The sequence below is a fragment of the Micromonospora sp. NPDC006766 genome, assembly GCF_040636055.1.
GTDB lineage: Bacteria > Actinomycetota > Actinomycetes > Mycobacteriales > Micromonosporaceae > Micromonospora.
The window spans coordinates 326,469-352,108 of sequence record NZ_JBEYIX010000002.1 but is presented as its reverse complement, the minus strand read 5'-3'; the positions used below and the strand labels follow the sequence as shown (position 1 = coordinate 352,108).

The 25,640-nt window shown below is 71.0% G+C and carries 26 protein-coding genes, 4 tRNA genes and 2 pseudogenes; 15 read left to right on the top strand and 17 right to left on the bottom strand.

Features of this window, described 5'->3' with window-relative positions:
* The first annotated feature begins 216 nt into the window (after positions 1-216).
* Positions 217-417: a DNA repair protein gene (locus ABZ671_RS05450; RefSeq protein ID WP_357851605.1), complete on the top strand. Its 201-nt coding sequence runs from the start codon at positions 217-219 to the stop codon at positions 415-417.
* Between the two features lie 114 nt (positions 418-531).
* Positions 532-1,050, top strand: a complete 519-nt coding sequence (locus tag ABZ671_RS05445; RefSeq protein ID WP_357851602.1) for a hypothetical protein — start codon at positions 532-534, stop codon at positions 1,048-1,050.
* Between the two features lie 62 nt (positions 1,051-1,112).
* Here the strand turns inward: ABZ671_RS05445 and ABZ671_RS05440 are convergent, their stop codons facing one another.
* The 4 genes and pseudogenes from ABZ671_RS05440 to ABZ671_RS05425 form a co-directional block, all read right to left on the bottom strand.
* Entirely contained in the window at positions 1,113-1,841 is a 729-nt protein-coding gene (locus tag ABZ671_RS05440) for a Clp protease N-terminal domain-containing protein (protein WP_357851600.1), read from the bottom strand.
* Positions 1,842-1,917: 76 nt separating this feature from the next.
* Positions 1,918-2,595, bottom strand: coding sequence for a hypothetical protein (locus tag ABZ671_RS05435; RefSeq protein WP_357851597.1), 678 nt, complete (start codon positions 2,593-2,595; stop codon positions 1,918-1,920).
* Complete coding sequence (locus ABZ671_RS05430) at positions 2,592-2,960, bottom strand: hypothetical protein (RefSeq protein ID WP_357851594.1); 369 nt, start codon at positions 2,958-2,960, stop codon at positions 2,592-2,594. Before ABZ671_RS05430 ends, ABZ671_RS05435 begins: the two co-directional genes overlap by 4 nt.
* Positions 2,961-4,111: 1,151 nt before the next feature.
* A pseudogene (locus ABZ671_RS05425) lies at positions 4,112-4,423 on the bottom strand (pentapeptide repeat-containing protein); the annotation flags it as partial.
* A gap of 810 nt (positions 4,424-5,233) precedes the next feature.
* On the opposite strand from ABZ671_RS05425, the gene ABZ671_RS05420 reads away from it, so the two are divergent.
* On the top strand, positions 5,234-6,658 hold the full coding sequence (locus tag ABZ671_RS05420) for a PepSY-associated TM helix domain-containing protein (RefSeq protein ID WP_357851591.1): 1,425 nt from the start codon (positions 5,234-5,236) through the stop codon (positions 6,656-6,658).
* 407 nt (positions 6,659-7,065) lie between these two features.
* On the opposite strand, the gene ABZ671_RS05415 is transcribed toward ABZ671_RS05420, so the two are convergent.
* From ABZ671_RS05415 to ABZ671_RS05405, 3 genes are all read right to left on the bottom strand, one after another.
* Positions 7,066-7,293 carry a hypothetical protein gene (locus ABZ671_RS05415; protein ID WP_357851588.1) on the bottom strand — a complete coding sequence of 76 codons (228 nt, stop codon included), beginning with the start codon at positions 7,291-7,293 and terminating at the stop codon, positions 7,066-7,068.
* A 57-nt stretch (positions 7,294-7,350) separates the two neighbouring features.
* Complete coding sequence (locus tag ABZ671_RS05410; RefSeq protein WP_357851585.1) at positions 7,351-7,959, bottom strand: hypothetical protein; 609 nt, start codon at positions 7,957-7,959, stop codon at positions 7,351-7,353.
* A 289-nt stretch (positions 7,960-8,248) separates the two neighbouring features.
* Positions 8,249-8,324 (bottom strand) — tRNA-Lys (locus tag ABZ671_RS05405).
* A 216-nt stretch (positions 8,325-8,540) separates the two neighbouring features.
* On the opposite strand from ABZ671_RS05405, the gene ABZ671_RS05400 reads away from it, so the two are divergent.
* Positions 8,541-8,777: a sigma factor gene (locus ABZ671_RS05400; protein ID WP_357851583.1), complete on the top strand. Its 237-nt coding sequence runs from the start codon at positions 8,541-8,543 to the stop codon at positions 8,775-8,777.
* Between the two features lie 51 nt (positions 8,778-8,828).
* Positions 8,829-9,359 carry a hypothetical protein gene (locus tag ABZ671_RS05395; protein WP_357851580.1) on the top strand — a complete coding sequence of 177 codons (531 nt, stop codon included), beginning with the start codon at positions 8,829-8,831 and terminating at the stop codon, positions 9,357-9,359.
* Between the two features lie 94 nt (positions 9,360-9,453).
* Here ABZ671_RS05395 and ABZ671_RS05390 read toward each other — a convergent pair.
* A tRNA-Lys gene (locus tag ABZ671_RS05390) sits at positions 9,454-9,529 on the bottom strand.
* A gap of 188 nt (positions 9,530-9,717) precedes the next feature.
* Between ABZ671_RS05390 and ABZ671_RS05385 the strand changes: the two genes are divergently transcribed.
* Both ABZ671_RS05385 and ABZ671_RS05380 read left to right on the top strand, forming a co-directional pair.
* Entirely contained in the window at positions 9,718-11,004 is a 1,287-nt protein-coding gene (locus ABZ671_RS05385; RefSeq protein WP_357851576.1) for an Ig-like domain-containing protein, read from the top strand.
* A gap of 149 nt (positions 11,005-11,153) precedes the next feature.
* Complete coding sequence (locus ABZ671_RS05380; protein ID WP_357851573.1) at positions 11,154-12,461, top strand: Ig-like domain-containing protein; 1,308 nt, start codon at positions 11,154-11,156, stop codon at positions 12,459-12,461.
* 183 nt (positions 12,462-12,644) lie between these two features.
* Here ABZ671_RS05380 and ABZ671_RS05375 read toward each other — a convergent pair.
* Together ABZ671_RS05375 and orn are read right to left on the bottom strand one after the other, a co-directional pair.
* Positions 12,645-12,720, bottom strand: a tRNA-His gene (locus ABZ671_RS05375).
* A gap of 101 nt (positions 12,721-12,821) precedes the next feature.
* Entirely contained in the window at positions 12,822-13,412 is a 591-nt protein-coding gene (gene orn / locus ABZ671_RS05370; RefSeq protein ID WP_357851570.1) for an oligoribonuclease, read from the bottom strand.
* Positions 13,413-13,485: 73 nt separating this feature from the next.
* On the opposite strand from orn, the gene ABZ671_RS05365 reads away from it, so the two are divergent.
* Positions 13,486-14,733, top strand: coding sequence for a glycosyltransferase family 87 protein (locus tag ABZ671_RS05365; RefSeq protein WP_357851567.1), 1,248 nt, complete (start codon positions 13,486-13,488; stop codon positions 14,731-14,733).
* On the opposite strand, the pseudogene ABZ671_RS05360 reads toward ABZ671_RS05365, so the two are convergent.
* The 3 genes and pseudogenes from ABZ671_RS05360 to ABZ671_RS05350 form a co-directional block, all read right to left on the bottom strand.
* Positions 14,675-15,157 (bottom strand): annotated as a pseudogene (locus ABZ671_RS05360) (hypothetical protein); the annotation flags it as partial. The gene ABZ671_RS05365 and the pseudogene ABZ671_RS05360 sit on opposite strands and share 59 nt — an antisense overlap.
* 674 nt (positions 15,158-15,831) lie before the next feature.
* Positions 15,832-16,560 carry a YcnI family protein gene (locus tag ABZ671_RS05355; protein WP_357851564.1) on the bottom strand — a complete coding sequence of 243 codons (729 nt, stop codon included), beginning with the start codon at positions 16,558-16,560 and terminating at the stop codon, positions 15,832-15,834.
* Positions 16,561-16,577: 17 nt separating this feature from the next.
* A complete protein-coding gene (locus ABZ671_RS05350) occupies positions 16,578-18,257 on the bottom strand; it encodes a copper resistance protein CopC (RefSeq protein WP_357851561.1) in 1,680 nt (559 codons plus the stop codon).
* Between the two features lie 370 nt (positions 18,258-18,627).
* Between ABZ671_RS05350 and ABZ671_RS05345 the strand changes: the two genes are divergently transcribed.
* From ABZ671_RS05345 to ABZ671_RS05335, 3 genes are read left to right on the top strand one after another with little or no spacing between them, the layout of a single operon-like run.
* Entirely contained in the window at positions 18,628-19,152 is a 525-nt protein-coding gene (locus ABZ671_RS05345; RefSeq protein ID WP_357851559.1) for a MauE/DoxX family redox-associated membrane protein, read from the top strand.
* Complete coding sequence (locus tag ABZ671_RS05340; protein WP_357851556.1) at positions 19,145-19,867, top strand: thioredoxin domain-containing protein; 723 nt, start codon at positions 19,145-19,147, stop codon at positions 19,865-19,867. Before ABZ671_RS05345 ends, ABZ671_RS05340 begins: the two co-directional genes overlap by 8 nt.
* Before the next feature lie 5 nt (positions 19,868-19,872).
* The gene (locus tag ABZ671_RS05335; protein WP_357851554.1) at positions 19,873-21,006 is read left to right on the top strand and encodes a hypothetical protein; all 1,134 of its coding nucleotides are present in this window, start codon (positions 19,873-19,875) and stop codon (positions 21,004-21,006) included.
* Here the strand turns inward: ABZ671_RS05335 and ABZ671_RS05330 are convergent.
* From ABZ671_RS05330 to ABZ671_RS05315, 4 genes are read right to left on the bottom strand one after another with little or no spacing between them, the layout of a single operon-like run.
* Positions 20,970-21,740 (bottom strand): ABC transporter ATP-binding protein, encoded by a 771-nt coding sequence (locus ABZ671_RS05330; protein WP_357851551.1) that lies wholly within the window; start codon positions 21,738-21,740, stop codon positions 20,970-20,972. The genes ABZ671_RS05335 and ABZ671_RS05330 overlap by 37 nt on opposite strands.
* Positions 21,737-22,507 carry a cobalt ECF transporter T component CbiQ gene (gene cbiQ, locus ABZ671_RS05325; RefSeq protein WP_357851548.1) on the bottom strand — a complete coding sequence of 257 codons (771 nt, stop codon included), beginning with the start codon at positions 22,505-22,507 and terminating at the stop codon, positions 21,737-21,739. Before cbiQ ends, ABZ671_RS05330 begins: the two co-directional genes overlap by 4 nt.
* Before the next feature lie 14 nt (positions 22,508-22,521).
* A complete protein-coding gene (locus ABZ671_RS05320; protein ID WP_357851545.1) occupies positions 22,522-22,926 on the bottom strand; it encodes a PDGLE domain-containing protein in 405 nt (134 codons plus the stop codon).
* Positions 22,923-23,642 (bottom strand): energy-coupling factor ABC transporter permease, encoded by a 720-nt coding sequence (locus tag ABZ671_RS05315; RefSeq protein WP_357851542.1) that lies wholly within the window; start codon positions 23,640-23,642, stop codon positions 22,923-22,925. The genes ABZ671_RS05320 and ABZ671_RS05315 overlap by 4 nt, the downstream gene beginning before the upstream one ends.
* A 183-nt stretch (positions 23,643-23,825) precedes the next feature.
* On the opposite strand from ABZ671_RS05315, the gene bcp reads away from it, so the two are divergent.
* The 4 genes from bcp (at position 23,826) to ABZ671_RS05295 (ending at position 25,609) form a co-directional block, all read left to right on the top strand.
* Entirely contained in the window at positions 23,826-24,296 is a 471-nt protein-coding gene (gene bcp, locus ABZ671_RS05310; protein ID WP_357851539.1) for a thioredoxin-dependent thiol peroxidase, read from the top strand.
* 31 nt (positions 24,297-24,327) lie between these two features.
* Positions 24,328-24,924, top strand: coding sequence for an HNH endonuclease signature motif containing protein (locus tag ABZ671_RS05305; RefSeq protein ID WP_357851536.1), 597 nt, complete (start codon positions 24,328-24,330; stop codon positions 24,922-24,924).
* Positions 24,915-24,990, top strand: a tRNA-Leu gene (locus ABZ671_RS05300). Before ABZ671_RS05305 ends, ABZ671_RS05300 begins: the two co-directional genes overlap by 10 nt.
* Positions 24,991-25,075: 85 nt before the next feature.
* Positions 25,076-25,609, top strand: coding sequence for a GNAT family N-acetyltransferase (locus tag ABZ671_RS05295; RefSeq protein ID WP_357851533.1), 534 nt, complete (start codon positions 25,076-25,078; stop codon positions 25,607-25,609).
* Positions 25,610-25,640: the final 31 nt, after the last annotated feature.

Below are 25,640 nucleotides of genomic sequence, written 5' to 3'. Positions count from 1 at the left end.
GTTCCTCCTCGCTGCCTACAGACCTGATGACGTAAACGACTCAGGCCCACTCGCCCCCGGGCCGATCCATTCACGTCATCAAGTTCATAGCGGCGCGACAGGAACACTCCGACTTCGCCGCCACCTTCTTCAAGACGGCGGCGGGAACCCGAGGCATCGAACCCGCGTCATATCTATTTCCATGCATGTACAACTTTCTCTGGAACGGTAATGGTCATGCCGAATCAGCCGAAGGACCGGCACCAGCACATCGCGCGCAACGTGCCGACCACCACCGCCGGGCGGTTCCCGGCGCAGCCGCCATACCGGGAGGCCCGAAACACTCGGCCGCTCTCGTGGGCCGAACTCAACGCACTGCCAGCCGTCACCCCAAGCCGGCCCGGCGACGACACCCGCCGAGGCACCACCCTCGCGTGATTTCGGCGCGCTCACCGGTCAGCCCACCGAATGGGTCGTGCCGAAGGGCAGCCTCTGAGTCGGGTAGCGTCGTCTGGTCCGAAATTCCGGCCTACGACAGGAGAACCTCCGCGCATGGGCAAGAAGACGATCCAGGTCTCCGACTTCAGCGGCCAGGTGCTCCAGCACGACGACCAGGTGGTCAAGGTCGTCGTGCTGGAGCACCCTGACCTCGTCGCCGGGCCCGTGCAGTTGGATGCCACACCGCTGGAGGTGGAGAGCATCGACGACGCGGCGCTCGACGTGGCCGTGGTGGAGATCCACGACCAGCACGGCGGGGGCGAGCCGCGGCGGGTGGTGCTGACCGCCAGCGAGTTCGACGCCATGGCCACCGACGTGCCGATGGCGCAACTGCTGCGTACCGCCGAGCGGGTCAAGCTGCCGAAGGCGCGGCGGAGCGTCGAGAAGGTCGACTACGGCACCATCGAGCACGCCGGCAAGCCGCATCGGGGCCGGGTGACCGAGGAGGAGGCGCGGCTGGTGCGCGAGCACCTCGACGAGGTCAACAAGCGCCTCGCCGACGCCGGGATACGCCAGGTCGACCCGACCGACCCGGAGCACGCGGCCCGCTACGGCTTCCCCACCGCCGACTGACGTTCCGCCCACGCCGGGTACGCGCCCTGTGCCGCGTACCCGGCCGGCAGTGCCGGGTGGGGTCAGCGCCGCCGCGCCATCTCAAGGGCCCCGAGGACGGCCGCTTCCATGGTGTCCTTGCGCAGACCCAGGCCGGTGAGGACACCGTCGCCGGCCTCGTCCTCGATGAGGGCGAGCAGGATGTGCTCGGTGCCGATGTAGTTGTGGCCGAGCCGCAGCGCCTCCCGGAAGGTGAGCTCCAGGACCTTCTTGCCCCGCGCGTCGTAGGGAATGAGGTCCGGGACCTCGTCGGCCTTCGCCGGTAGGGCCGCGGTGACGACCTCCCGCAGCCGCTCCAGGGGTACGCCCTGGGCCACGATCAGCGCCGCGGCGATCCCGTCCGGCTCGGCGAGCAGGCCGAGGGCCAGGTGTTCCGGGCCGATCTCGGCGTTGCCGGCGGTCCGCGCTTCCTCCTGCGAGGCGATCACCACGTTGCGGGCCCGGGCGGTGAAGCGGCTGAATCCGGCGTTCGGGTCGAGCGCCGCGGCGGCCGTCTCGGCCTTCGCGGCGGACCGCTTCTGGGCGGCCTGCTTGCTGACGCCCATGCTGCGGCCGATCTCCGTCCACGAGGCGCCCGAGCGCCGAGCCTGGTCGACGAAGTGCCCGATCAGGTGGTCGGCGATGTCGTCCAGGTGGTCGGCGACGAGGACGGCGTCGGCGAGTTGGTCCAGCGCGTCGGTGTGCGTCTTCTTGATGCCCTCGATCAGGTCGTCGAGGCGTACCGGGTGGGTCATCTTCAATGGATCCGCCATACGTCAACCATAAGTTGACGGCCCGCGCCCGTCAACCACTAGTTGACGGGCGCGGGCCCCAGCGGGTCAGCACGGGTCAGCTGGTGCGGGCCAGCCGAACGGCGAGAGCGGCGAAGCCGACCGCCTGCAGCGTCGCGCCGGCCACCTCGAACCATTCCGTGCCAGCGACCAGGCCGGTCACGTGCAGCACCGGCCAGGCGCAGATCCCGGCCGCGGCCCAGATCGGTACGGTCCGGGCGCGCAGCAGGGCGATGCCGAGCAGCAGCGTGCCGAGGAGGTTTCCGGCCACGAAGAGCAGCAGGAACGGGATCGCGGCCTCGGAGCCGGCGTCCAACACCGCGGCGTAGTCGCCGGTGGGGCCGCCGCGCTCGGCCATGGCCAGGGTGACGAAGCCCCCCATCACGACACCGAAGTACGCCACGTACCCGCCGATCATGAGGGATCCGCCGATGAGGCCGAGCCGGTTCGCCCGCTGCCGGGTGAACCCCATGGCGCCGAGCGTGGCCGGGATGATGAGCAGGCAGCCGAGCAGGGCCGCGATGGTGCTCACCCGCAGGGGCGTCGGATGCGCGGCGGAGAGCGCGAGGCTGTCCGCGCCAGTCTCGTCGCTGCCGCCGTTGCCGGTGGCGACGGCGTAGGCGGCGTTGGCGACCACGAACCCCCACGGCGCGAGCACCATCGCGAGGGCGGTGCCGATGCGGCGCGGCGTGTCGATCGGGGCGAGCGTGACGTCGCGGTCGAGGGTGGCGGTCATGACGTGGCCACCGCCGGCCGCCGCAGGCCCGGCCAGATCAGCGCCAGGGCGACGACGGTGACCGCGAGGCCGACGCCGATGATCACCTGGTTCGCGGTGGAAATGCTGTCGTCGGCGAAGGCCGGCAGCGCGGCGAGCCCGGACAGGATCCGGGTGACGATCACCGCCACCAGGCCGCCGCGCCGTCCGCGCCAGGCGAACCAGGAACCGGCGAGGGTGATCGCGCCGAGCAGGGTGATGACCACCGCCGCGGCGAGCGGCGGCTGGCCCTCCCCGCCCACGCCGAAGAACCCGGTGGCCAGGTCAGCGAGGCCGAGCAGGCCGGCGAGTACGAGACCGACTATGAACGTAGGGGTATGTCTCACGGTTGCCTCCTGAGTGGATGTTTTGCCAACAGTCTTGGCCCGCTGACCGGTCGAGGGCATCGGGGCGGGCTCGGGAGTCGGGGTGCGGGGAGGCACGGAGACGATCTCCGTGCTGGCACGTACCCGTTGGCGTGGTGGTGGGCTTACGGTGGAGGCCATGACCCTGCCGCGGCTGGCCGCGTACGCGACGACGGCGCTCGCCGTCCTGCTCGTCGGCGCGGGGAGCTGGCTGCTGGCCCTCGGCAGCGATGCCGCCCAGGTGGGCTACTTCGCGAGCGCCTGCCTGCTCGCCACCGCCTCGGTGGTCCTGGGCATGCTGATCGCGTCGAAGCGCCCGACCAATGTGATCGGTCCGCTGCTCACCTTCTTCGGGCTGCTCGCGATCTGGGTCGCCCTGGCCGACGTCTACGCGTACGCCGTCGCGCACCACCCGGGGCGGCTTCCGGTGTCGTCGCTCCTGGTCACCACCGGCCAGGGCGCCTGGATGTTCAACTACGTGCCGGCGGCGCTGCTCATGCTGCTCTTCCCCGACGGGCGGCTGCTGCCCGGCCGGCGCTGGCGGGCGGTGGCCGCCAGCCTCGTGATCGTGCCGGGGGCGTTCATCGTGCTCGCCGGCCTCGACCCCGCCCCGTTCCCGCCGCCGTACGCGGACGTCGACCACGCGTTCGGCACTCCGTCCCCGGCGCTGGCGCGGGTGCTGACACCGATCGCGGTCGCCCTGCTGCTCGGGCTGCTCGCCCTGCTCGTCGCGTCCGCATCGGCGATGGTGGTGCGCTACCGGCGGGCCACCGACCCGGTGCGCCGGGCGCAGGTGAAGTGGTTCGCTCGGCGCGTTCTTCCTGCCCGCGACGTTGCTGCTGTGCTGGCTGAGCTACCTGCTGCTCGACCGGCCGGACCTGGCCCTGGTCGGGGTCGTCGCGACCCTGATCGCCGTCCCGGCGGCGACCGCGATCGGCATCCTCCGCCACGACCTGTACGACGTGGACAAGGCGCTGAGCGCCGCGGTCACGTACGGGCTGGTCACCGCCGCACTGCTGGCGTTCTACACGGTCGCCATGTTCGTCGCCGGCGTGGTGGCCGGGCGTTCCTCACCCGTGGCCGCGGCCGGTGCCACCGCGGTCTGCGCACTCGCGCTGTCCCCGTTGCGCGTCCACGCCACGCAGATTGTCGAGGGGTGCCTTCAGTCCGTACAGGCGACTGCCCCGCAGGTCAGCGCCGTCGAGATGGCAGGCGTCCAATGCCAAGCCGTCGACGCCGCAGGACCGCAGCGCGATACCAGGAGGCCGGCAGGTAGACCAGGTGGCGTTGGTGAGGGTGCAGTCGGTGAAGGCGACCGAGCCGGCGGCGATGACGCGCTGGAAGGTGGCGTAGTCGAAGCGGCAGCCGTCGAACCGAACGTCCTTGAGGCGGACGTCGGTGAGCCTGGTGCCGGTGAACCGGGAGCCGGTGATCGCGCACCGGTCCTCACGTCGCCGATCGTGGTGGTGCGCATATTTTCTCAACCTGGGTAAGCGTTGGGTGGGCACGGCGGCCGCTCGGCGACGCGGACAAGCGACCCGTGGATGCCGTACCGGTGAATCTGACGCTCGTGGCCACGCCGTTACGCGCGACGTCGCTAGGGCAGCAACACACGCCCCCACAGGCAAAGGGTTGATGATCGACATGCCGACACCCGCGCCCGAAACCCTCGCCGACGCGGTCTCACGACTCTGGAGCACCCGGCCATCGGCGAAGACACGAAAAAGGCCCCGACCTGGCGTGAAACACCAGGCCAGGGCCTTACTCGTTGGTGCGCCGCCAGGGACTCGAACCCCGAACCCGCGGATTAAGAGGCTAGACCCGGCAGTATCGGGCAGTATCGCCCGGTTCCACACATCCGGCGGCCTACCCTGCCGGCATGACGAACACCGCCGGTAATGACCGTGCGGTCAGCGGGCCGATCCCAGGTCCTGGCGCTGCGGATGCCGGCCCGGCCCGAGGTCCGCTAACAAACACCTCTCGATGTGATGCCGGCATTGTGGCACCGGGTGGGGCGGCACAAGCACGCCCAATTGCTGCGATCCACGAGCGCCGAAGGCGGCAACCCTAGCCGTCGCGCGCCCGTCACCCATGCGCGAGCAGGCCGAACGCGGTGATTCCGGCTCGGCGTTATCGCGCTGCCGGGGAACCAACGAGGGCCAGTTGACGACTACCTCACCAGCCGCTGCCCAACTCAAGGCAGCGGTCGTACCAGGAGGGTCCGGCGCTGTTGCGCCCACATCGAGGAGTGCGCGTTGTCATTGGACAGTAATACAAGGGTCGACCAGACCCGTAAGGCTGCGGCGCGACCCGCACCGCAGGGTGTCTGGGCGCTGCTGCGGCCGCTGGTCCTTCGGCTGCACTTCTACGCAGGCGTACTAATCGCTCCATTCCTGCTGGTCGCGGCGGTCAGCGGAGGCCTGTACGCCCTCAGCCCGCAACTGGAACGCGTGATCTACGCTGACCTGCTCGAAGCGCCGACCGCTTCCTCTCCCGGCCAGGTGTCGCTGGCCGACCAGGTGACCGCCGCGGAGCGGGTGACCACCGTGAACGGTCTGGTCGCGGTCCGGCCCGCCCCGGAGGGTGGGACGACGCGCGTGCTGTTCGACGACGGCACCATGGCCGAGTCCTACCGGCACGCGGTCTTCGTCGACCCTGCCACCGGCAAGGTGCTGGGCCAGGAGATCGTCTATGGCACCAGCGGCGCCATGCCAGTGCGATCCTGGATCAGCGACCTGCACCGGACGCTGCACCTGGGTGAGACCGGCCGGCTCTACAGCGAGCTTGCCGCCTCCTGGCTCTGGGTGGTGGCCCTGGGCGGGTTGGCCCTCTGGGTGACCCGCGCGCGTGCCCGCCGGTCGGGGCGCGCCGTGCTGGTGCCGGAGCGGGGTGCGCGGGGCCGGGCCAAGACCCGTTCCTGGCATGCTGTCCTGGGCGTTTGGCTCTTGCTCGGCTTCCTGGCTCTGTCGGCTACCGGCCTGACCTGGTCGCGCCTGGCCGGGGAAAACGTCACCGACCTGCGGGCACGCATGGGCTGGTCCACCCCGAGCCTGACCACCACGACCGCAGCCCCCGCGACCGGCGGCCACGCTGACCACGGCGGGTCCGGCGGCACGGCTGTAGTGAACGTTGCGGACATCGACGCGGTGCTCGCCGCTGCCCGCGCGGCCGACATCGCCTCGGACCAGGTCGAGATCGGGCTGCCCAAACCGGGGGCCACCTGGACTGTCACCGAGGTACATCGCGCCTACCCCACCGCCGTGGACGCCGCTGCCGTCGACCCGGCCACGCTGACCGTCACCGACACCGTCCGCTTTGCCGACTACCCCTTCATGGCCAAGCTCACCCGCTGGGGCGTCGACATCCACATGGGTGTCTTGTTTGGGCTGCCGAACCAGATCGCACTCGCCGGACTCGCGGTGGGCCTGGTCACGATGGTGGTACTCGGTTACCGCATGTGGTGGCAGCGGCGCCCCACCACCGCCGCCCGCTGGCGCCCTGGCCCGGCGATCCGCCCCGGTGGCCTGCGCGTACTGCCCTGGCCCGCGCTGGTGGCCGTGGCGGTGGTTGTGGTCGGGATCGGGTTCTTCCTGCCCGTGCTGGGGGTCAGCCTGCTGGCCTTCCTGCTTGTCGACATCACCCTAGCCGCCTACCGACGCCGCACCTCCCGGGCCGGCTGACCCGCTACGCAGTGTCGCGGCAAGCGGGACAAGCGGATCCTATGACCTCCCGGTCCTGATTGAGCGCAGAATGAAGATGGGGTCCGTCCCGGCAGGGGATTGCCACCCGGGACGGACCCCACGGTTCCGCCCGTCCTGCCGGGGGTACGGGAGTCGGATGATGGATGATTAACCGATGGCGTCGGTTGCGATCGCTGTGGCAACCAAGGCAGTTGAGGGCCTCGGTGAGGGCGGCAGAGCGGCGCTTCCTGCACTGGTACGTCGGGTGTGGCGTCGATTCAACGACCGTCCTGGCGCCCAGAATGTCCTTGCTGGAGCTGAAGCTGATCCCGAGGACAGCGCGCGAATCCAGGCGCTACGGGAGGAGCTCGCGCGGCTAGCCCTGCATTCCCATACGTGGCTGATTCTCAGCACCATTCCAGTGGGTCGATGTCGAGGAGTTCGAGGAGGCGGAGTTGTAAGGGCGTGGGGTGAGGGATGGTGGGTGGGTTGCGGCCGGTCGCGGGGATGATCTTCATGGTGGCGAGGGCTTGCAGGATGAGCCGGGTGGTCGGGACGGCGGGGCGGCCGGCGTAGAGACCGGCGACGGTGCCCGACCCGACGATCTTGTCCAGGTGCGGTGCGATCGCGTCCAACGCCCGGCCGACACCCGGTCATCGTTGAGTTGCTGCGGCCGGATCCCGAACACTTCCTCAACCGCGTACACCCCGGCCCACTGCTACACCCGTACAGGGTGACTCGATGATGGTCGCGGTCCCGGCCACCGGATTCTGTTCATGCATCGTGATCACGTCGCCGGCTGCCAGACGTCGCCACCGCTGCAGGCTCAGCGGAGCCAGGCGGACCACCGCTCTTCCAGCAGGCTGAAGATCCGGCTGTGCCTCGACCCAGAGCCGTGCGACGTACAGGTCCGGGTCGCCCGCCGCCGTCACATCGCCGATGTCCCACAGAGGTCGGAGGCGCCCGTCGCCGGGAACGGGCGTCTGCCTGCCGCCGGGGACGTCCGGATCTACGAGCTGAAGGTCCGCGCGGACCACACCGTGAAGGACTTCAGCCCGGCGCCAGTGACACCACCGCTCGGTCCGGGACAGCCGCATCAGCCTGGCCGCCTCCGCGAGGAAATCCCAGAAAACGGTCTCGGTGCGGCACGCGTCGCCGAGTTCCACGAGGATGTCCAGCGCGATTTCCCACTCATCATGGTCGAGGTACTCGGTCGCATCGGCCACCGTCGTGCCGGCCTCACCCGTCGTGGCTGCGGGCACGTGACAGGCAGCTCGGCGAAGAAGCTCGGGGACATCCACGGCATGAATCTTCCCGCATGAATCCACAGGACGCCGCGCCCCGAGAAGAGGCCAGAGGCAAGGTCTGCCATGGAACCCAACGGACGGAGCCACCTCGCGGCCGGCACCCTTGCTGCCGGTCGCGCGCCGCCCCACGTTTGGGTGGCTTGTGTCCACGATCACGGCACCGCGTCCACGGTTTGCCGGAACCGTCCAACCGCTCCCGAGCACCCAGCGAGCACCCGACCAATGGAGGGGACATGAAAAAGGCCCCGACCCGGCGCGAAACGCCAGGTCAGGGCCTAATTGCTGGTGCGCCGCCAGGGACTCGAACCCCGAACCCGCGGATTAAGAGTCCGCTGCTCTGCCAGTTGAGCTAGCGGCGCTCGCTGGCAACGGGGAGAAACGTTAACACGCCCGTGCCGGGGCCTGCCGGGAGCACCCCGCGCCCGTTACAGCCGGATCGGTCGGCCACTGCCGGACCAGCGGCGGCTGTACCTCACGCCAGTGTGCCGGCTACGTCGGATCCAGACGTGGACAGCTCGCTTCACCAGCAAATTCGACCATGAACCGATCATGCGGTTCGATGCGACAGTCTTGGCATGACCGATGGACCCGTACTGAGCGACGACGCGCAGTTGCTGCGCGCCGTGTCGCGAGGGGACCAGAGCGCACTACGGGTCCTCTACGAACGGCATGCGGCCTGGCTGTACGCGCGGCTGCTGGGTCGCTGCGGCGACGAGGATGTGGTGGCGGACGTGCTACAGGACACCTTCGTCGCCGTCTGGCGTGGCGCCGCCCGGTGGCGGGGGGACGGCGAGGTGGCGGCCTGGATCTAGGGCATCGGCGCACGTCAGCTGGTATCGCGGTTGCGGGGTAGCCGGGCGCCGGTGCCGCTTCCCGACGATGAGATCGACTCGTTCTCCGGCCGCGTCGCCTCGGCGGAAGAGGCGGCCGCCGACATCATCGCCGTCTACCTTGCCTCCGCGGTCGTCGCCGCCTACGGCGGATCGATCCTGGGCGTGGTCGTCGGCCGCTGGCTGCGCTGGCCGGGCGCTTCGCTGGTGGTGGCCGTGCTGCTGGTCGCGGTGACCATCCCGGGCAGCGGAATCGTCGAAGCATTCCGGCCCTATCGGGAGATCATGCCGTGGACGTACTGGTACGGCGGCGACAACGGGGCGGGCGCGGACTACTACTTCGAGGGCAACCCGCGCTGGTGGCTGGTCTACACCGTCGGCCTGTGCGTCATGGGTGTCATCGCCGCGCTGCTGCACGATCGTGTGCTGCCCCGCCGCAAGCTGTTCGTGATCGCCGGAGTCGTGGCCGTACTCTCGCTCGGGGCCAGCATCGCCGCGATGACCACCGGCCCGCAGGAGATGCGGACCTCCCCGCCGGTTCTGCACCCGGAACAGATCAAATAGCGAAGCCGCGCGTATCGGGTTCCGCAAGAAGCAACAGAGCCGGTCGAAGAATCGACCGGCTCTCACGCTGCTACGGTTCGCGTAAGGGAACCTGTGGTGCGCCGCCAGGGACTCGAACCCCGAACCCGCGGATTAAGAGTCCGCTGCTCTGCCAGTTGAGCTAGCGGCGCTCGTCGGCAACGGGGAGAACACTAGCACGCTCCCCGACCCGGGTTCCAATCCGATCCCAGGCTCCCCTCTTCGGTCGAGCTTTACGCCTGAAACAGGCACAAAACCGCCCATTATGCCGGCCAAGGGCCCGAGGCAATGGCGGTGTTACGGCACGATGTGCGCCAGGCAGGCGAGGACAGGGGTGGGGATGGGCAGGTTCGGGCGGGCCGGGGCGGTCATGAGCGCTCTGGTACTCACGGCGTCGCTGGCACTGACCGGATGCGGTGACGACCAGAAGAAGCCGACGTTTGTGCCCGGCGGGCAGTCGGCCGACCCGGCCGCCACCGGGTCGACCACCGGCTCCGCCACCAGCCCCGCGGAGACGAGCGGGCCGACCCAGGCGGACGCGCCGCCGTTGGAGGTGAGCCCGGCGGACGGCTCGACCGGCCGGCCCGCCAGCACCGAGATCAGCGCGAAACTGCCGGACGGCGCGACCGTGTCGGAGGTCGTCCTCACCGCCGCGAACGGCAAGACGGTCTCGGGTCGGATGCGCCGCGACGGCTCGTCGTGGGTGCCGTCCGCGCCGTTGAAGTACGCCACCCGCTACACCGCCACGGTCACCGCCACCGGCACGGACGGCCAGACCCACCAGGGCACCAGCGCCTTCACCACGATGGCCAAGCCGAAGTCGATGATCGGTTCGGGGCTGTACCTGTTCGACGACGCGACGTACGGCGTGGCGATGCCGGTGGTGGTCGAGTTCTCGCCGGGCATCCCGAAGAAGGACCGGGCCGCGGTGCAGAGGCGGATGTTCGTGCAGACCGATCCGCCGCAGCCGGGAGCCTGGTTCTGGTTCGACAACGGCACGCAGGCGTACTACCGGGCGCCGGAGTACTGGCAGCCGGGCACGACGATCAGCGTACGGCTGGCGCTGGCCGGGATCCCGCTGAGCAACGGCCGCTACGGCAACGTCGACCGGAGCGCGACCGCCAAGATCGGCCGCAAGCTTGAGATGAAGGTCGACAACGCGAACAAGCAAATGCGCGTGTACGAGAACGACGCGCTGGTCAAGACGATGCCGGTGAGCCTGGGCAAGAAGAGCACCCCCTCGTCCAGCGGCAACCTGGTGGTGATGGAGAAGAAGGAGTCGACGGTCTTCGACACCCGGGACGAGCCGGACCCACGGAACCGGTACGTCACGGACATCAAGTACGCCCAGCGACTGACCTGGGGCGGCGAGTTCATCCACGCGGCCCCCTGGTCGGAGGGGGTGCAGGGCCGGCAGAACGTCTCACACGGCTGCGTGAACGTCTCGATGGCGAACGCGCGCTGGTTGTTCGGCCGGACCCTGGTCGGTGATCCGGTCACCGTCAAGGGCACCGAGCGGGGCGTGGCGCCGGGCAACGGCTGGACGGCATGGGACATGAGCTGGTCGCAGTTCGTCGCAGGCAGCGCGCTGCCGGTCCCCGACGGCGGGGCCGAGCCGGCCTTCTAAGCTGGGGATACGAGACCGCTCGCGAGGTGCCGCACCGTATCGGAATCGTTACTCTGCGATCAGGTGTTTCGATTCACTTCCGGCAACGGGTATCCATACTCGCGCGTCTGTAGAGACGAGGGGCCCGGGATCACGATTGTGGGGGAATCATGCGAGCTAGCCAGGACGAGCTGATCCGCTTCGGCGCCGCCCGACGCCGTGGGCGCCGTCGGGTGTTCGCGGCCGCAGTGCTCGCCGCCGCGATGGCGCTGACCGCCTGCACCGGCGGCAAGGGCGGCGACAAGCCGTCCAACTGGCAGAGCCCCAGCGAGAGCCCGCCGAAGGCGACGGCCACCATCACCGAGCCCAAGGCCGACGCCGAGAACGTGCCGGCCGCCACCGCCATCTCCTTCACCACGCAGGAGGCGACGGAGACCACGGTCGAGCTGAAGGACTCCGCCGGCAAGGCCGTCAAAGGCAAGCTCGCGGCCGACGGGAAGAGCTGGCTCCCGGCCGGCGCTCTGGACTACGGCCAGACGTACACCGCGACGGTGACCGCGACCGGCGACGACGGTAAGCCGGCGACGGCGACCAGCACCTTCACCACCATGGCCAAGCCCGCCAAGCTGGTCAACATCAGCAGTTTCCTCGGCGACAACCAGGTTGTCGGCGTGGGTATGCCGCTGATCGTCAGGTTCGGCCGGGCGATTCCGGAGGACCGCCGGGCCGATCTGCAGCGCCGGATGACGGTGACCGCGAAGCCGGCCCAGGAGGGCATCTGGCACTGGGTGAGCCCGACCGAGGTGCACTACCGGCCGAAGGAGTTCTGGAAGGCCAACAGCACGGTGAGCTACCGGGTGCAGGCGGGCGGGCTGCCGCTCGGCGGCGGCTGGTACGGCGGCCCCGACCTGACCGTCGACATCAAGATCGGCCCGTCTCTCGTCATGACGGTCGAGAACAGCAGCAAGCGGATGACGGTCACCAAGAACGGCAAGGTGATCAAGACGATCCCGGTAAGCCTCGGCAAGCCGTCCACCCCGTCGTCCAGCGGCACGATGTTGGTGATCGAGAAGAAGCGCCACACGGTCTTCGACACGTTCGACGAGCTGGGCCCCAAGGACGGCTACCGCGCGGAGATCGACTACGCCCAGCGGCTCACCTGGGGCGGCGAGTTCATCCACGCGGCCCCCTGGTCTGAGGGGGTGCAGGGGCGGCAGAACGTCTCGCACGGCTGCGTGAACGTCTCGATGGCGAACGGTGCCTGGCTGTTCGCCAACACTCGGATCGGCGACCCGATCACCGTCAAGGGCACCGAGACCAAGCTCAAGAACGGCAACGGTTGGACTGACTGGAACATGAGCTGGGACGAGTACGTCAAGGGCAGCGCCCTGCCATACGAGCCGCCGACGCAGCCGGACGAGGATCTCAGCCCGGACCCGGACACCACCGACGAGCCCAGCACCGAGCCGACCAACTGACCAGCGTTCCCTGGAGCGGGCTGTCTCCTGTTGAGCGATATGCCTCTGGGTCATGTTTCTGACCCAGAGGCATATCGCTTTTCACGTCCACCGCCATGGAGCTGATCGGCGTCGTCCTGATCGAGTTCCCCTACCTGTCCCCTACGACGCGTCAGGCCCCCTCGTTTGAGGGGGCCTGACTGATGGGGTGACTGATGGGAATTGAACCCACGACACCCGGGACCACAACCCGGTGCTCTGCCAACTGAGCTACAGCCACCATGCTCTCCGTGCCGGTCGACCCGGCCCGGGTGCGGACTAATAATAGCCACACCCGAGCTGGCCCCGTCCACCGGGTTCCGGCTCGGCCCCGGCGGCGGCTCAGAGCTGGGCGGCGATGGCCTTGGCGCTGTCGACGTCCGGGCCGGGCAGCGGGACGAAGATGGTGCGCCGGTAGTACTCCAGCTCGCGGATGCTCTCCCGGATGTCGGCGAGGGCCCGGTGGGCCAGCCCCTTCTGCGGCTGCCCGAAGTACACCCGCGGGTACCAGCGCCGGCACAGTTCCTTGATCGAGGAGACGTCGATCATCCGGTAGTGCAGGTGCGCGTCGAGGCGGGGCATGTCCCGGGCGATGAAGCCCCGGTCGGTGGCGATCGAGTTGCCGCACAGCGGCGCGCTGCGGGGGTCCTTGACGTACGTGCGGACGTAGTCGAGCACCATGTCCTCGGCCTCGGCGAGGGTGACCGTGGAGCGGCGTACCTCCTCGGTGAGGCCGGACTTGCCGTGCATGGTCCGGACGATCTCCGGCATCCCGTCCAGCGCCGCCTCGTCGGCGTGGATGACCACGTCCACGCCCTCACCGAGCACGTTCAGGTCGGGGTCGGTGACGAGCGCGGCCACCTCGATCAGGGCGTCCCGGCCCAGGTCCAACCCGGTCATCTCACAATCGATCCAGACGAGAAGATCAGCCACCGGACCAGACTACGCGTCGCCGAACCGCCCGCGACTGGAGCACCCGACGGAGGCGGACCGTCGTTGTTCTTGCGTGCCCGCCGAACCAGTCGCGTCACCCGCCGCAACCGACGACGATCCGGGCGGTCGTACAGCTCGTCGGCTGGTCACGGTGGTGGCACTGGCGGCGGTGCTACCGGCGCTGTATCACCCCAGCCTGGGTCACGACTTCTTCGACCTGAAGATCTACATGCGGGCGATGGACTGGTGGGCGGCCGGCCACCCGCTCTACGACTACGTCCAGCCGGATCGGGTGCAGGGGGCGCTCTACTTCACCTATCCGCCGTTCGCGGCGCTGTTGCTGCGGCCGTTCGCCCTGCTGCCGCTCGGCGCCACGGTGGCGATCTTCACAGTGCTGACCGCACTCGGCGTGGTGGTGACGACCCATTGGCTGGTGAAGCCCGTGGTGGAGCGGCACGACCTGCCCCGGCTGTTCACCGTCACGGTCGCCGTGCTGCTGGTCTTCGCGGCGGAGAGCACCCGGGAGACGATCACCTTCGGCCAGGTCAACATGCTGCTGGTGGTGCTGATCCTGGCGGACCTGCTCTTCGTCGTACCAGGGGGGCGGCGCTGGGCCGGGGTGGGGGTGGGGCTGGCGACGGCGCTCAAGCTCTTTCCCGGCATCTTCATCCTTTATCTGCTGGTCACCCGGCGGTGGCGGGCGGCGGTGCTCGCCTCGGCGACCGCGGCGCTGGCCACCCTGCTGGCCGCGGCGGCCGCACCGGCCGACTCGTGGCGGTTCTGGACGCGCGAGTTGTGGGCGACGGACCGGGTGGGCCGCACCGACTACACCGGCAACCAGTCGTTGTTCGGCCTGCTCAGCCGGCTCACCGCTCCGGACCGGCCGAGCCAGCTGCCCTGGCTGCTGCTGGTCGGGGTGGTCGTCGGATACGGGCTGTGGCGGGCCGCGCGCGTCGCCCGGGCCGGCGACGCCCTCGCCGGCCTCACCCTGACCGGCCTGGTCGGCGGGCTGTTCAGCCCGATCACCTGGACCCATCACGTCTACTGGTTCATCCCGGCGGTGGTGGTGCTGGTCGGCGCCGGGCTGGACGAGCGGCGGAACACGGTGGAGGGCGCGCGGCGGCGGCGCAGGCTGTTCACGCTGGCTGCCGGCACCGGCTTCGTGAGCATCTACGGGGTGGTCACGTTCCTGGACTGGGGGGCCGCCCCGACGCGTACCGGCAACGTCGGCGAGTTCGTCGCCCGCAACGCGTACGTGCTGCTCAGTCTCCTGCTGCTGGTGGCGCTGCCGGCGCGACGACCGGCTGAGAATCACTCCTGAACCTGCGCTGAGCGGGATCGTCCACCGGCCGGGGTGTCTCGGGCGTCGAGGCGGGCGGCCAGGACCACGCCGCATGGACCGGCAGGTCCGCGAGGGTCTCCGGGCGTCGACTGAGCACCGGTCCGATCGCCGGTCGGGCCCGCTCGGCGGGTGCCGATCCGACGGAAACCAGTTGCCGCTCGGGCAGGCTGCGCGTGGCCGCACGGGTGCCCAGCCCGCTGAGCGAGGTGACCCCGAGCCGCCCGGCGAGCACCGGGACCTGGTCGGGCTCCACCACGAAGACCACCTCGCGCGGGCGGATCGGGCGCAGCAGCAGCACCACGGCGAGAACCACCAGCAGCACGCCGCCGGCAAGCAGCGCCCCCGCCAGCTCGGGCAACCAGCCGGCCCGCAGCTCGGCGCGCACGTCCAGGGTCAGGTCGGCGCGACCGTCCGGTCGCATCACCACCAGGCTGAGCGAACGGCCGGCGAACTCGGCCGGGGTCCAGTCCAGCGCCCCGGCCCCCTCGCGTACCCAGAAGCTCTGCCCGGCGGGAACGGCGGTGGTGGTGGTGGTGGTGGTGGCCGGGCCGGCGGGCTCCAGGCGGACCGGCAGCGGGCCACGGGCCAGCGCGACCCGGCGCACGGTGGCGTGCGGGACGTCGTGCAGCCAGCGTCCGACCTGGTCGGTCGGGGCGAGGCCGAGGAAGGCCGGGCCGTCGGGGGTGCGCGCGGTCAGCCGTAGGTGGGCCTGCCCGGTGCGGGCGAAGGGGGCCTCCGCGCGGAGCAGGTCGTCCACGTCGGTGACCACAATGGCCTGACCGGGGGTGCGAACCGTCTCGAAACGGGCGCCGAAGCCGCCGTTGGGGTCGCTGTGCCGGGCGGCGGTCCAGAGTGCGGCCCCCATCAGCAGTGCCGGAATGCCCATTGCCAACAGCAGGATGCCGGCGATCGTTCGCACGAACCGCATTCGTGTCGTTCCCTTCGGTAGCCAACTACTCGGCCGACCTTACCGACGCGAACCGGACGATCGCCGGATATCCCCGGCAAGCACCCGAAGTGCCACAGAAAGCGCGCCGGCCCGACGGAAGATCCGTCGGGCCGGCGAACAGCGGTGGGTCAGGACTTCGACGCGGGCTCCCGACGGGTACGCAGGAAGGCGACCCCACCCAACGCCAGACCGGCCAGGCCGGCGACCAGACCGGCCACGCCGAGGGCCGTGCCCGCGCCGCCGCCGGAGTCGTCGCCACCACCCGTGGCGACCGGGGAGACCTCCTCCGCGACCGCTTCCGTGGACGTCGACGCGGCGGTCAGGGCGAGCACCGGGGCCGGGTTCGCCGGCTCCTCGCCGCCGGGGGTCGATTCCTCGATCCAGCGAACCACGTTGCCGTCGGAATAGGTCTGGAGCGCCTTGAACACCATCTGGTCGGCCTGCGGCAGCGGGCCCATCGAGACCGGGAACTCCTGGAACTCGCCCGGCTTGATCCCGTTGTTCGCGGAGGCGGTCCAGGTCAGCTTGGCGACCGCCTCGGTGAGCTGGCTGCCGTGCACCTCCAGCGGCGGGTCGACCTTGCGCTTCTGCACCTGCACCGTCCAGCCGGGCACCGGCATCGTGGAAACCGAGCCGACCGGGGCGTTCTCCGGCAGTACCACCTCGACCTTGACCGTGGACGCCGTGTCGCTCTCGTTCGGCACCCGCAAGGCGAAGCGGCCGTAGCCGCCCTGGGTGGCCTCCTGCGGGTTGATCGTGACGTGCGCCGAGGCCGGTCCGGCGAGGCCGAGCACCGCCGTGGCGACGGCCGCGAGGGTGAGCGTGGCGACGGCGGCGGGACGCCGGAGACGGATCATGGATCTGGTGCCTTCCGTTACTTGATCGGCACGGTGGCGGTCACCGTGGCCTGGTCGATCTCGGTCGTGCGGAGGGTGAAGCGGACCTCCCACTGCCCCGCCGCCGGGAGGTTGACCTCTCCGTAGGCGTGGTTGTCGGTGAACGGCAGCAGCGGGACGTCGATCGGCTCGATCCCGGCCGACGGCAGCGCGGCGGTGACCTTCCACTCCTTCACCGGCTGCGGCCGGTTGTCGGAGGTGTACGCGTAGAGGTGCATGGAGTTGCTGCCACGCTGGGCCGGGTCCAGCTCCACCTGCAACGAATACAGCGGGCTGGTCAGCGTGGCGGAGAAGTAGGTGTCGGACGAGCCGGCGACGTTGGCGGCGGTACGGGCCGGGGTGGTCTGCACCAGGGTCGCCGTGACCCCGAGCACCACCGCGGTGATCGCCAGCTCGGCCACCACCACCCGCCGCATCGACCCGGGACGGCCCGCGGCGGCGCGCCGCCGCACCAGGGACCGAGAATACGCCGCCACCGCGATGACCAGCACGAACAGGCCGATCTTGGCGAGCAGCAGGCGCCCGTACGTGGTGTCGACCAGGGCCGCCGGGGTAGCCACCTCGATCAGCGCCTGCACGGTGCCGCCGAGCAGCAGCGCGGCGACCGCCAGGGTGGCCCAGCGGGACCAGATCGGCAGGATGGCATCCAGCTCCCGCTCGTCGGCCCGGGGCAGCAGGAAGGCCGCGAGCATCACCAGGCCGCCCAGCCAGACGGCCATGCTGCCCAGGTGCACCGCGTCCACCACCACCGAGACCGCCGGGGCGGGCGAGGCGGCCGGGTGGCCGGCCAGCGGCCAGGTGAACAACGTCGCCCCGGCGAGGATGGCCAGGATGATCCCGTCGGTACGGCTGACCGCCCCGGCAAGAAGCGGCCGCAGCAGGAACGTCGCCGCGGCGAGCAGGCCGAGCCGGACCAGGTGCCCGATGCCGTACGTGCTGCCCAGCACGTCACCGAAGGCGGAGCCGGTCACGTCGAACAGGCCGCCCCCGACGGTGTAGGGCACCTGCAGCCACAGCTCGGCGAGGGTGGCGAAGACCAGCAGGCCCAGCCCCGACCAGGCCAGCCGGGCCGGGGCCCGCCGGGACAGCCGGCGCGGCCAGAGCGCGGCCAGCACCAGGGCCGCGCCGACGAGCAGCAGCAGGCCCAGGTAGCCGACGAACTTGAGCACCTTGACCGCGTTCTCGACCACCGGGTTGGCGCGGTTGTCCGTACCGGAGTCGGTCGGCGGGGTGGAGGGCGCACCCACCGAGTAGGTGAACGCGCCGGAGACCGGGTGGCTGTCGGCGGAGATCACCCGGTAGCTCACCAGGTAGGTGCCGCGGGCGCCGGACGAGTCGACCGGGATGGTCACCACCGCGCCGCTGAACGTCGGCTCGCCCCGGTCGGCTCGGGAACCGTCGGGAGCGATCACCCGGATCTTGTCGGGGACCTGGCGTACCCCCTCGCTGAAGGTCAGCACCACCTCCGACGGCGCGCTGGACACCACCGATGCGGTGGTGGGGCTGGTGCTCACCAGCACCGCGTGGGCGCTGGCCGGGGTGGCCGGGGCGAGCAGCAGGGCGACGAGGGTGACCAGCAGGCCGGCGAGCGTCGCCCACCGGGTGGCCGGGCGGCGGTCGGCGGCGGCCACGGGCCGGCGGGGTACGGCAGCAGTCATGACCGACATGCTTCCTGACACATGCGGCGATCGGCGAGCCCGGCTCATCCGCGGCCCGCGCCGGGGGCAACCGGCAGCCACCGCGCCTGGCGTCGCGCCAGCCGCGCCACACTGATGTCGTCGCAGGTCATGAGGGGGTAGTCGGGAGGCGGTGGGAAATAGTTCCCGACGTGGGCGGGGCCATAGAAAGGGCCGAAGGGCCCTGCCGGACGCAGGTACGCCGCGTAACCTCGTCTGTCGTGATCCCCGTCCCGCGCGACACCTCCACCGGCCCCGCTCCCGTGGGGCACGACGCTGGGCGGGTTCCGGCGCCGGACCTCGCGCTGGCCGGTTGACGGAACTTTTCTCGGAGCCGGGACGACTAATGATCATGACTGCAGCGAGCACCAGCACCGGGGCCGGCCGTTGGCACGCCCTCCGGCCCTGGCTCGGCGTCGCCGTCCGACTCGGGCTGGCCGCCGTCTGGCTGTTCGCCGGCGCCACCAAGGTCGGCGACCTGCCCGCCTCCGGCCGGGCGGTCAACGCCTACCAGGTGATGCCGTACGACCTGGCGACCGTGATCGGCGCCGCGCTGCCCTTCGTGGAGCTGGCGCTCGGCGTACTCCTGCTCGCCGGCCTGGCCACCCGGCTGGTCGCCGGCGTCTCCGCGGCGCTGCTGGTGGTCTTCATCGCCGGCATCGCCTCGGCCTGGGCCCGCGGCCTGGCCATCGACTGCGGGTGCTTCGGCAGCGGCGGCCAACTCGCCGCCGGCCAGGCCCCGACCTATCTTCCGGAGATTCTCCGGGATCTGGGATTCCTGGCGCTGGCCGGGTTCCTGCTGATCTGGCCCCGCACCCCGTTCGCGCTGGACGGTTGGCTGGCGGGCGAACCACCCGTGGAGGACGAGGATGAGTAGTCGCAAGGGGCGGAAGAACGCGTCCCGCGTGGTCCGGGAGCAGATCGCCCGGGAGAAGCGGCGTACCAGGACGATCTGGACCTCGATCGGCGTGGTGGCGCTGCTGGTGATCGCCGGGCTGATCGGCTGGACCGTCTGGCACAGCCAGCAGTCAAAGACCTACACCGCCCCGGCGGGCGCCAACCACGAGGGCACCGGCATCGTCATCGGCCAGGGCCCGGTCACCGTCGACCTCTACGAGGACTACCTCTGCCCGGCCTGCAAGAACTTCCAGGACACCAACGGCTCGACCATCACTGAGCTGATCAACACGAACAAGGTGCGGGTGGTCTTCCACCCGGTCGCCTACCTCAACCGCTTCTCCAGCACCCAGTACTCCACCCGGTCCTCGGCCGCCGCCGGCTGCGCCGCCGAGGGCGCGCGGTTCAAGGAGTTCACCGATGCGCTCTTCGCGAAGCAGCCGCCGGAGAACAGCGCCGGGCTGAGCGATGCCGAGCTGATCGACATCGGCGCGAGCGTCGGGGTGAACCGGGACGCGATGAGCTCCTGCGTGAAGGACGGCACGTTCAAGTCGTGGACCGCGCACGTCACCGACGACGCCAGCCGGGCGGGCGTCACCGGGACCCCCACCATCAAGGTCAACGGCAGGGAACTCCAGGACACGGAGAAAAGCCCCGAGGGGATCAAGGCGGCGGTGGCGGCGGCCGGCAAGTGATCCGGGTGCCACTGCGGCGGGCGGGGCTGCTGGTCACCGCCGCGCTCGCCGCGCTTCTCGTCCCCGCCACGCCGGCCGCGGCGCACGCCGCGGACGCCCCCGACGGCACCGACTACCGGGCCGAGGTCACCGCGATCAGCCCCGCCCGGCCCGGTCTCACCGCCCGGATGATCGAGGCGGGGGCCCGGCTGGAGCTGACCAACCGCACCGGACGGGACATCGAGGTGTACGGCTACTCCGGTGAGCCGTACCTGCGGATCGGGCCCGGCGGGGTGTACGAGAACAGCCGCTCCCCCGCCACGTACCTGAACCGCACCATCGCCGGCGACACCCAGTTGCCGCCGGAGGCCGACCCGGCGGCGGCACCGAACTGGCGGCGGATCTCCGACGGGCCGTCGGCCCGCTGGCACGACCAGCGGACGCTCTGGCTGGAGTCGACGCCACCGGCGCAGGTCGGCTCCGACCCGATTCGGCAGCAGCGGATCCGCGACTGGGTGGTGCCGCTGCGCGCCGGCGACGAAACGATCGAGGTACGCGGCACCCTGGACTGGGTGCCGCCGCCGGACGCGTACCCCTGGTGGGTGGCCGCCACGCTCGGTTTCCTGCTCATCGGCGCGGCCGGGCCGCTCCCGGCCGGCACCGCGGCCGGCGTACGCGCGCTGCGCGCGGTCGGCGCACTGCTCGCCCTCGGTGGGGCGGCCACGGTGGCGCTCACCGTGGGCCGGGCACTGGACGCCGGCGCCGAAGGCGTGGGCGGGGTGCTGCTCGGGCTGGTCGGCGGGCAGCTGTGGACGCTGCTCACCGGGCTCGGCGCGCTGGCCGCCGGCGGGTACGCGCTGGCCCGCCGGGCAGCCGCCGATTTCGCGCTCGCCCTGGCCGGGGCCGCCCTGGTCCTCTTCGCCGGGGCGACGAACCTGGCCGTGCTGTCCCGCTCGGTGGCCCCGGTAGCCGCCCCAGCGCCCCTGGCCCGTCTCCTGGTGGTGCTGGCCCTGGCCACCGGCGCCGGCGCCCTAGCCGCCGGCCTCCTCCGCCTCCACGCGGCCGCCCGCGCCGCCCGCCCCCGCCCGCCTCGACCCACCTCCGCGCTACCGGCCGCGCGCGATCAAGCGCGAAGTGTGGCGCGGGGGTCGAAGCCGTAGGGGAGTTCTAGGCGATGGGCCCTCAGGAGGGGCTCGTTGGTGAGGATGTCGGGGGTGGGGGCGTCGGCGACGATCCGGCCCGCGTCCAGGATCACCGAACGGTCACACAGCTCCGCCGCGTACGGCAGGTCGTGGGTGACCATCAGCAGCGTCACCGGCAGGGCCCGCAGGATCTCGGCCAGCTCCCGCCGGGCCGCCGGGTCGAGGTTGGACGACGGCTCGTCGAGCACCAGGATCTCCGGATGCATGGCCAGCACGGTGGCCACCGCCACCCGGCGACGCTGACCGAACGAGAGGTGGTGCGGCGCCCGGTCCCGGTGCTCGCTCATCCCCACCGCAGCGAGTGCCTCGTCGACCCGGGCCGCCAACTCCGCCCCGCGCAGCCCCAGGTTCGCCGGCCCGAACGCCACGTCCTCGGCGACGGTGGGCAGGAAAAGCTGATCGTCCGGGTCCTGGAAGACGATGCCGACCCGGCGGCGGATCTCCGCGAGGGTGCTCCGGTCCCGGCTGATCGTCAACCCGCCGACGCTGACCGTGCCCTCGGTCGGGGTGAGGATGCCGTTGAGGTGCAGCACCAGCGTGGTCTTGCCGGCGCCGTTCGGCCCCAGCAGCGCGACCCGGTCCCCGCGCGGCACGGTCAGGTCCACCCCGTGCAGGGCGACATGACCGTCCGGATACGCGTACCGGACGCCGCGTACGTCCAGGGAGGCAGGCATGGGCACGTCTCCGATCATGTCAGGACGACCGCGACGGCGGCGATAGCGGCCGCGGCCAGCGGGACGGTCGCGCCGACCGCCCACTGCCCGGCGGTGGCCGTCCCCGCCCCCTGCCACACCGCCGGCATCCGCCCGGAGTAGCCGCGGGAGACCATCGCCAGATAGACCCGCTCGCCGCGCTCGAAGGCACGCAGGAAGAGCGCACCCACCCCGGCGGCGAAGCCGCGCAGCTGCCAGAGGAACCGCGGGTCGTCACCCCGGGACACCCGGGCCACCCGCATCCGCCGGGCCTCGCCCACCAGCACGTCCAGGTAGCGCAGCATGAAGGTGGCGATCTGGGTGAGGATCTGCGGGCAGCGCAGCCGGTCCAGGCCGACGATCAGGTCCCGCGTCGTCGTGGTCGCCGCCAGCAGAAGCGACGCCAGTACGCCGAGGGTGCCCTTGGCCAGGATGTTCCACGCGCCGTGCAGGCCGTCCACGGACAGGCTCAGCCCGGCCACCTCGACCCGCTCCCCCGCGCCGAGGAACGGCAGCGCGAACGCGAAGAGCACGAACGGCAGCTCGATCAGCGCCCGGCTGAGCAGCCAGCGGGGCCCGACCCGGGCCGCCGCCGCCACGGCGGCGACCAGCAGGGCGTACCCGCCGAAGGCCCAGTACGCCACCCGGGGAGTGGCGACCACGATGACGGTGAAGAGCACCATCGCGGCGATCTTCACCTCGGGCGGGAGGCGGTGCACCGGGGAGGTGGACTCGCGGTAGAGCACGTGCGCGTGCCCGGCGCCCACGACGGCGTACCTCCTCAGCCGGCCTGGTTGGCGCGGGCCGGTTCCGGTGCCGCGCCGGCATCGCCGGTGCGATCGGCGGACGCGGCGGTGCCACGGCGGCGGGTCAGCCAGAACAGGCCGCCGGCCAGGGCGAAGGTGACCAGCACGCCGATCACGCCGGACAGGCCGGTAGAAAGGAAGCCGTTAGACACGCCCCGGACGCCGTAGTCGGCCAGCGGGCCGCCCAGCTCGTGCTCCTTCGCCTGCTGGGCCGGGCAACTGCCGCCGGTGATTTCGTCGTCGGCGTTGACCGTGCAGCCCTTCAACAGGGACGCGTCGAGCCCGTCCGGGTGCGACGAGGCGTAGTTGCTGACCACGCCGGCGAGCAACAGGGCGACCAGCAGGCCGCCGAGGAGGAAGGGCCAGGAACGCTTGCTCATCGGGCACCTCCGGCGACCGGGACGGCGGGCACCGGCGTGGCCGGCTTCAGGGCACGCAGCGCGTACACGAGATCGGGGCGGACCTTGGCGACGGTGACCACGGTGGTCGCGGTGATCAGGCCCTCGCCGATGCCGATCAGCAGGTGGACGCCGGCCATCGTGCCGGCCAGCCCGGCCAGGTTGCCGCCCAGGTCGGTGGTGCCGCCCAGCCAGTACTGCAGGACGAAGCCCTGACTGGCGACCACCACGCTGACCAGCGCGGAGACGAAGGCGGTGACGCCCAGGCCGACCCGGGTACGCGGCAGCACCCGCAGCAGCAGCGCGATCAGCAGGTACGCGGCGGCGGTGCCGAGGAGCGCCATGTTGGTGATGTTGAGGCCGAGCATGGCCACCCCGCCGTCGCCGAAGACCAGCGCCTGCACGACCAGGACCACGGCCACGCAGAGCGCCCCCACCCACGGGCCGACCAGCAGCGCGGCGAGGGCGCCACCGAGCAGGTGGCCGCTGACCCCCGCGGTGAAGATCGGGAAGTTGAGCATCTGCACGGCGAAGATGAACGCGGCGACCAGGCCGGCCATCGGCGCCAGCCGGTCGTCGAGGTCACGACGCCCGCGCAGCACGCAGAAGGCGAGCGCGGCGAGCGCCAAGGCCGCGAAGATCGCGGCGACGGGACCGTCGATGATCCCGTTCGAGATGTGCATCGCCAGGGTTTCCACGCGACCTCCCGGGGCGCGGCGGGACGATCCACGCCGACACCGGTGAGCTTATTTGTGGCCGAGCGCTGTTGCCAATCCCTTGCAACAAGCCATGGTGATCATCACGCGGCGGCGCGTCGCCACCGGTCCGGTCGGCGCGTCGCCACCGCCTCCGGGCGGCAGTGTGGCGGTATCGTCTCCGCCATGACCGACCGCCTCAGCCCCGGCGACCCCGCCCCCGAGTTCAGCCTCCCGACCGACAGCGGCGGCACGCTCACCCTGGCCGACCTGCGCGGCCGCAAGGTCATCCTGTACGCGTACCCGGCCGCCATGACGCCCGGCTGCACCAAGCAGGCGTGTGACTTCCGCGACTCGCTCGCCTCGCTCCAGGCCGCCGGCTACGAGGTGGTCGGCATCTCCCCCGACAAGCCGGAGAAGCTGGCCAAGTTCCGCGACCGGGACGCCATCACCTTCCCCCTGGTCGGCGACACCGACAAGGCGGTGCTGACCGCGTACGGCGCGTACGGCGAGAAGCAGCTCTACGGCAAGACCGTGACCGGGGTGATCCGCTCGACCTTCGTCATCGACGAGGACGGAAAGATCGAACGGGCGCTCTACAACGTCAAGGCCACCGGGCACGTCGCCAAGCTCCGCCGCGACCTCGGCCTGGACTGAACTTGTCACACCCGGCCGCTACGGTCCGTGAATGGTTCGGTACAAATACACGCCGGAGATGTCGACGGACGCGGCGGCGCGGGCCCGCAGCGTGACCGAGGTCATGCGGCTGCTCGGGGTACGCATCAGCGGTGGATCGCACGCCCACATCAGCCGGCAGCTCAAACGCTTCGGCATCGACACATCGCACTTCACCGGCAACGCACACAACAAGGGCGGACGAGGGATACGCATGCCCGTGACGGCGTTGCTGGCCAGGCAGCCGGAGGACAGTCGTCGGGTTCCAGGGCGGCGGTTGAAACGTGCGCTCGCCGCGATCGGGCTGCCCGAGGAGTGCGAGGCCTGTGGGATCGGCGCCACCTGGCAAGGTGCGGCGCTGACCCTGCAGGTCGATCACATCAACGGTGATTTCCTCGACAACCGCCCGCAGAACCTGCGGCTGCTCTGCCCGAACTGTCACAGCCAGACCGCCACCTACGCCGGCAACCGCCGCCCGGCTGTGGTGGCTCCGGATGTGGTCTACGATCCGAAGGCTGTGACACCAACTGGCTTCCCGATTGGCAGACGCCTGCGGCGCCGGCCAGAATGGCCGTGGAAGACGACGGTGTTCACCGTGAAGGGGCCGTAGCCCAACTCGGCAGGAGGCATGCGGTTTAGGTCCGCACCAGTGCGGGTTCGAATCCCGTCGGCCCTACATTTATCTGGCGCGCCGCGTCAGGTGGTGTCGTGAAGGTCACGAAGGTGGGTTCGCGCCGCGCCATTCGCGCAGGATGGCCGGCGTGAACCTGCGCTTCGTCCTCGACCCCGTGCTCACCGCCGAGCTGCGCGAGCAGATCGTCGCCCTCTGGCTGGACGTCACCAACGCCGGCGGCGCGGTGGGCTTCGTCGCCCCGGTGACCGCCGCCGAGGTCCGGCCCGTCGCCGAGGCGGGCTTCGCGGGCATCACCGACGGTCCGGACCGGCTGCTGGCGGCGTACGAGGGGGACCGCCTCGTCGGCATTCTGGCCATCTGCGACAACCGGTTCCACCTGACGACCCACTGGCGGACGCTCAAGCGGGTGATGGTGCACCCGGACACGCAGGGCCGCGGGTACGGCGCGGCACTGATGCGCGAGGCCGAGCGGATCGGCCGGGAGTTGGGCCTGGCGGCGCTGCACGTGACCGTGCGGGACGGCCTGGGCCTGGGCGAATTCTACGGCCGGCTCGGGTACCGCGAGGTGGGCCGGCTGCCGGCCGCGCTGCGCCTCGCCCCCGGCGACGACCGGGACGAGGTCTTCATGTGGCTCGACCTGGCGGACGGCGCGGCGGCCTGACCGTGGCCGGTCGGGCCGGTGTCAGGATGCG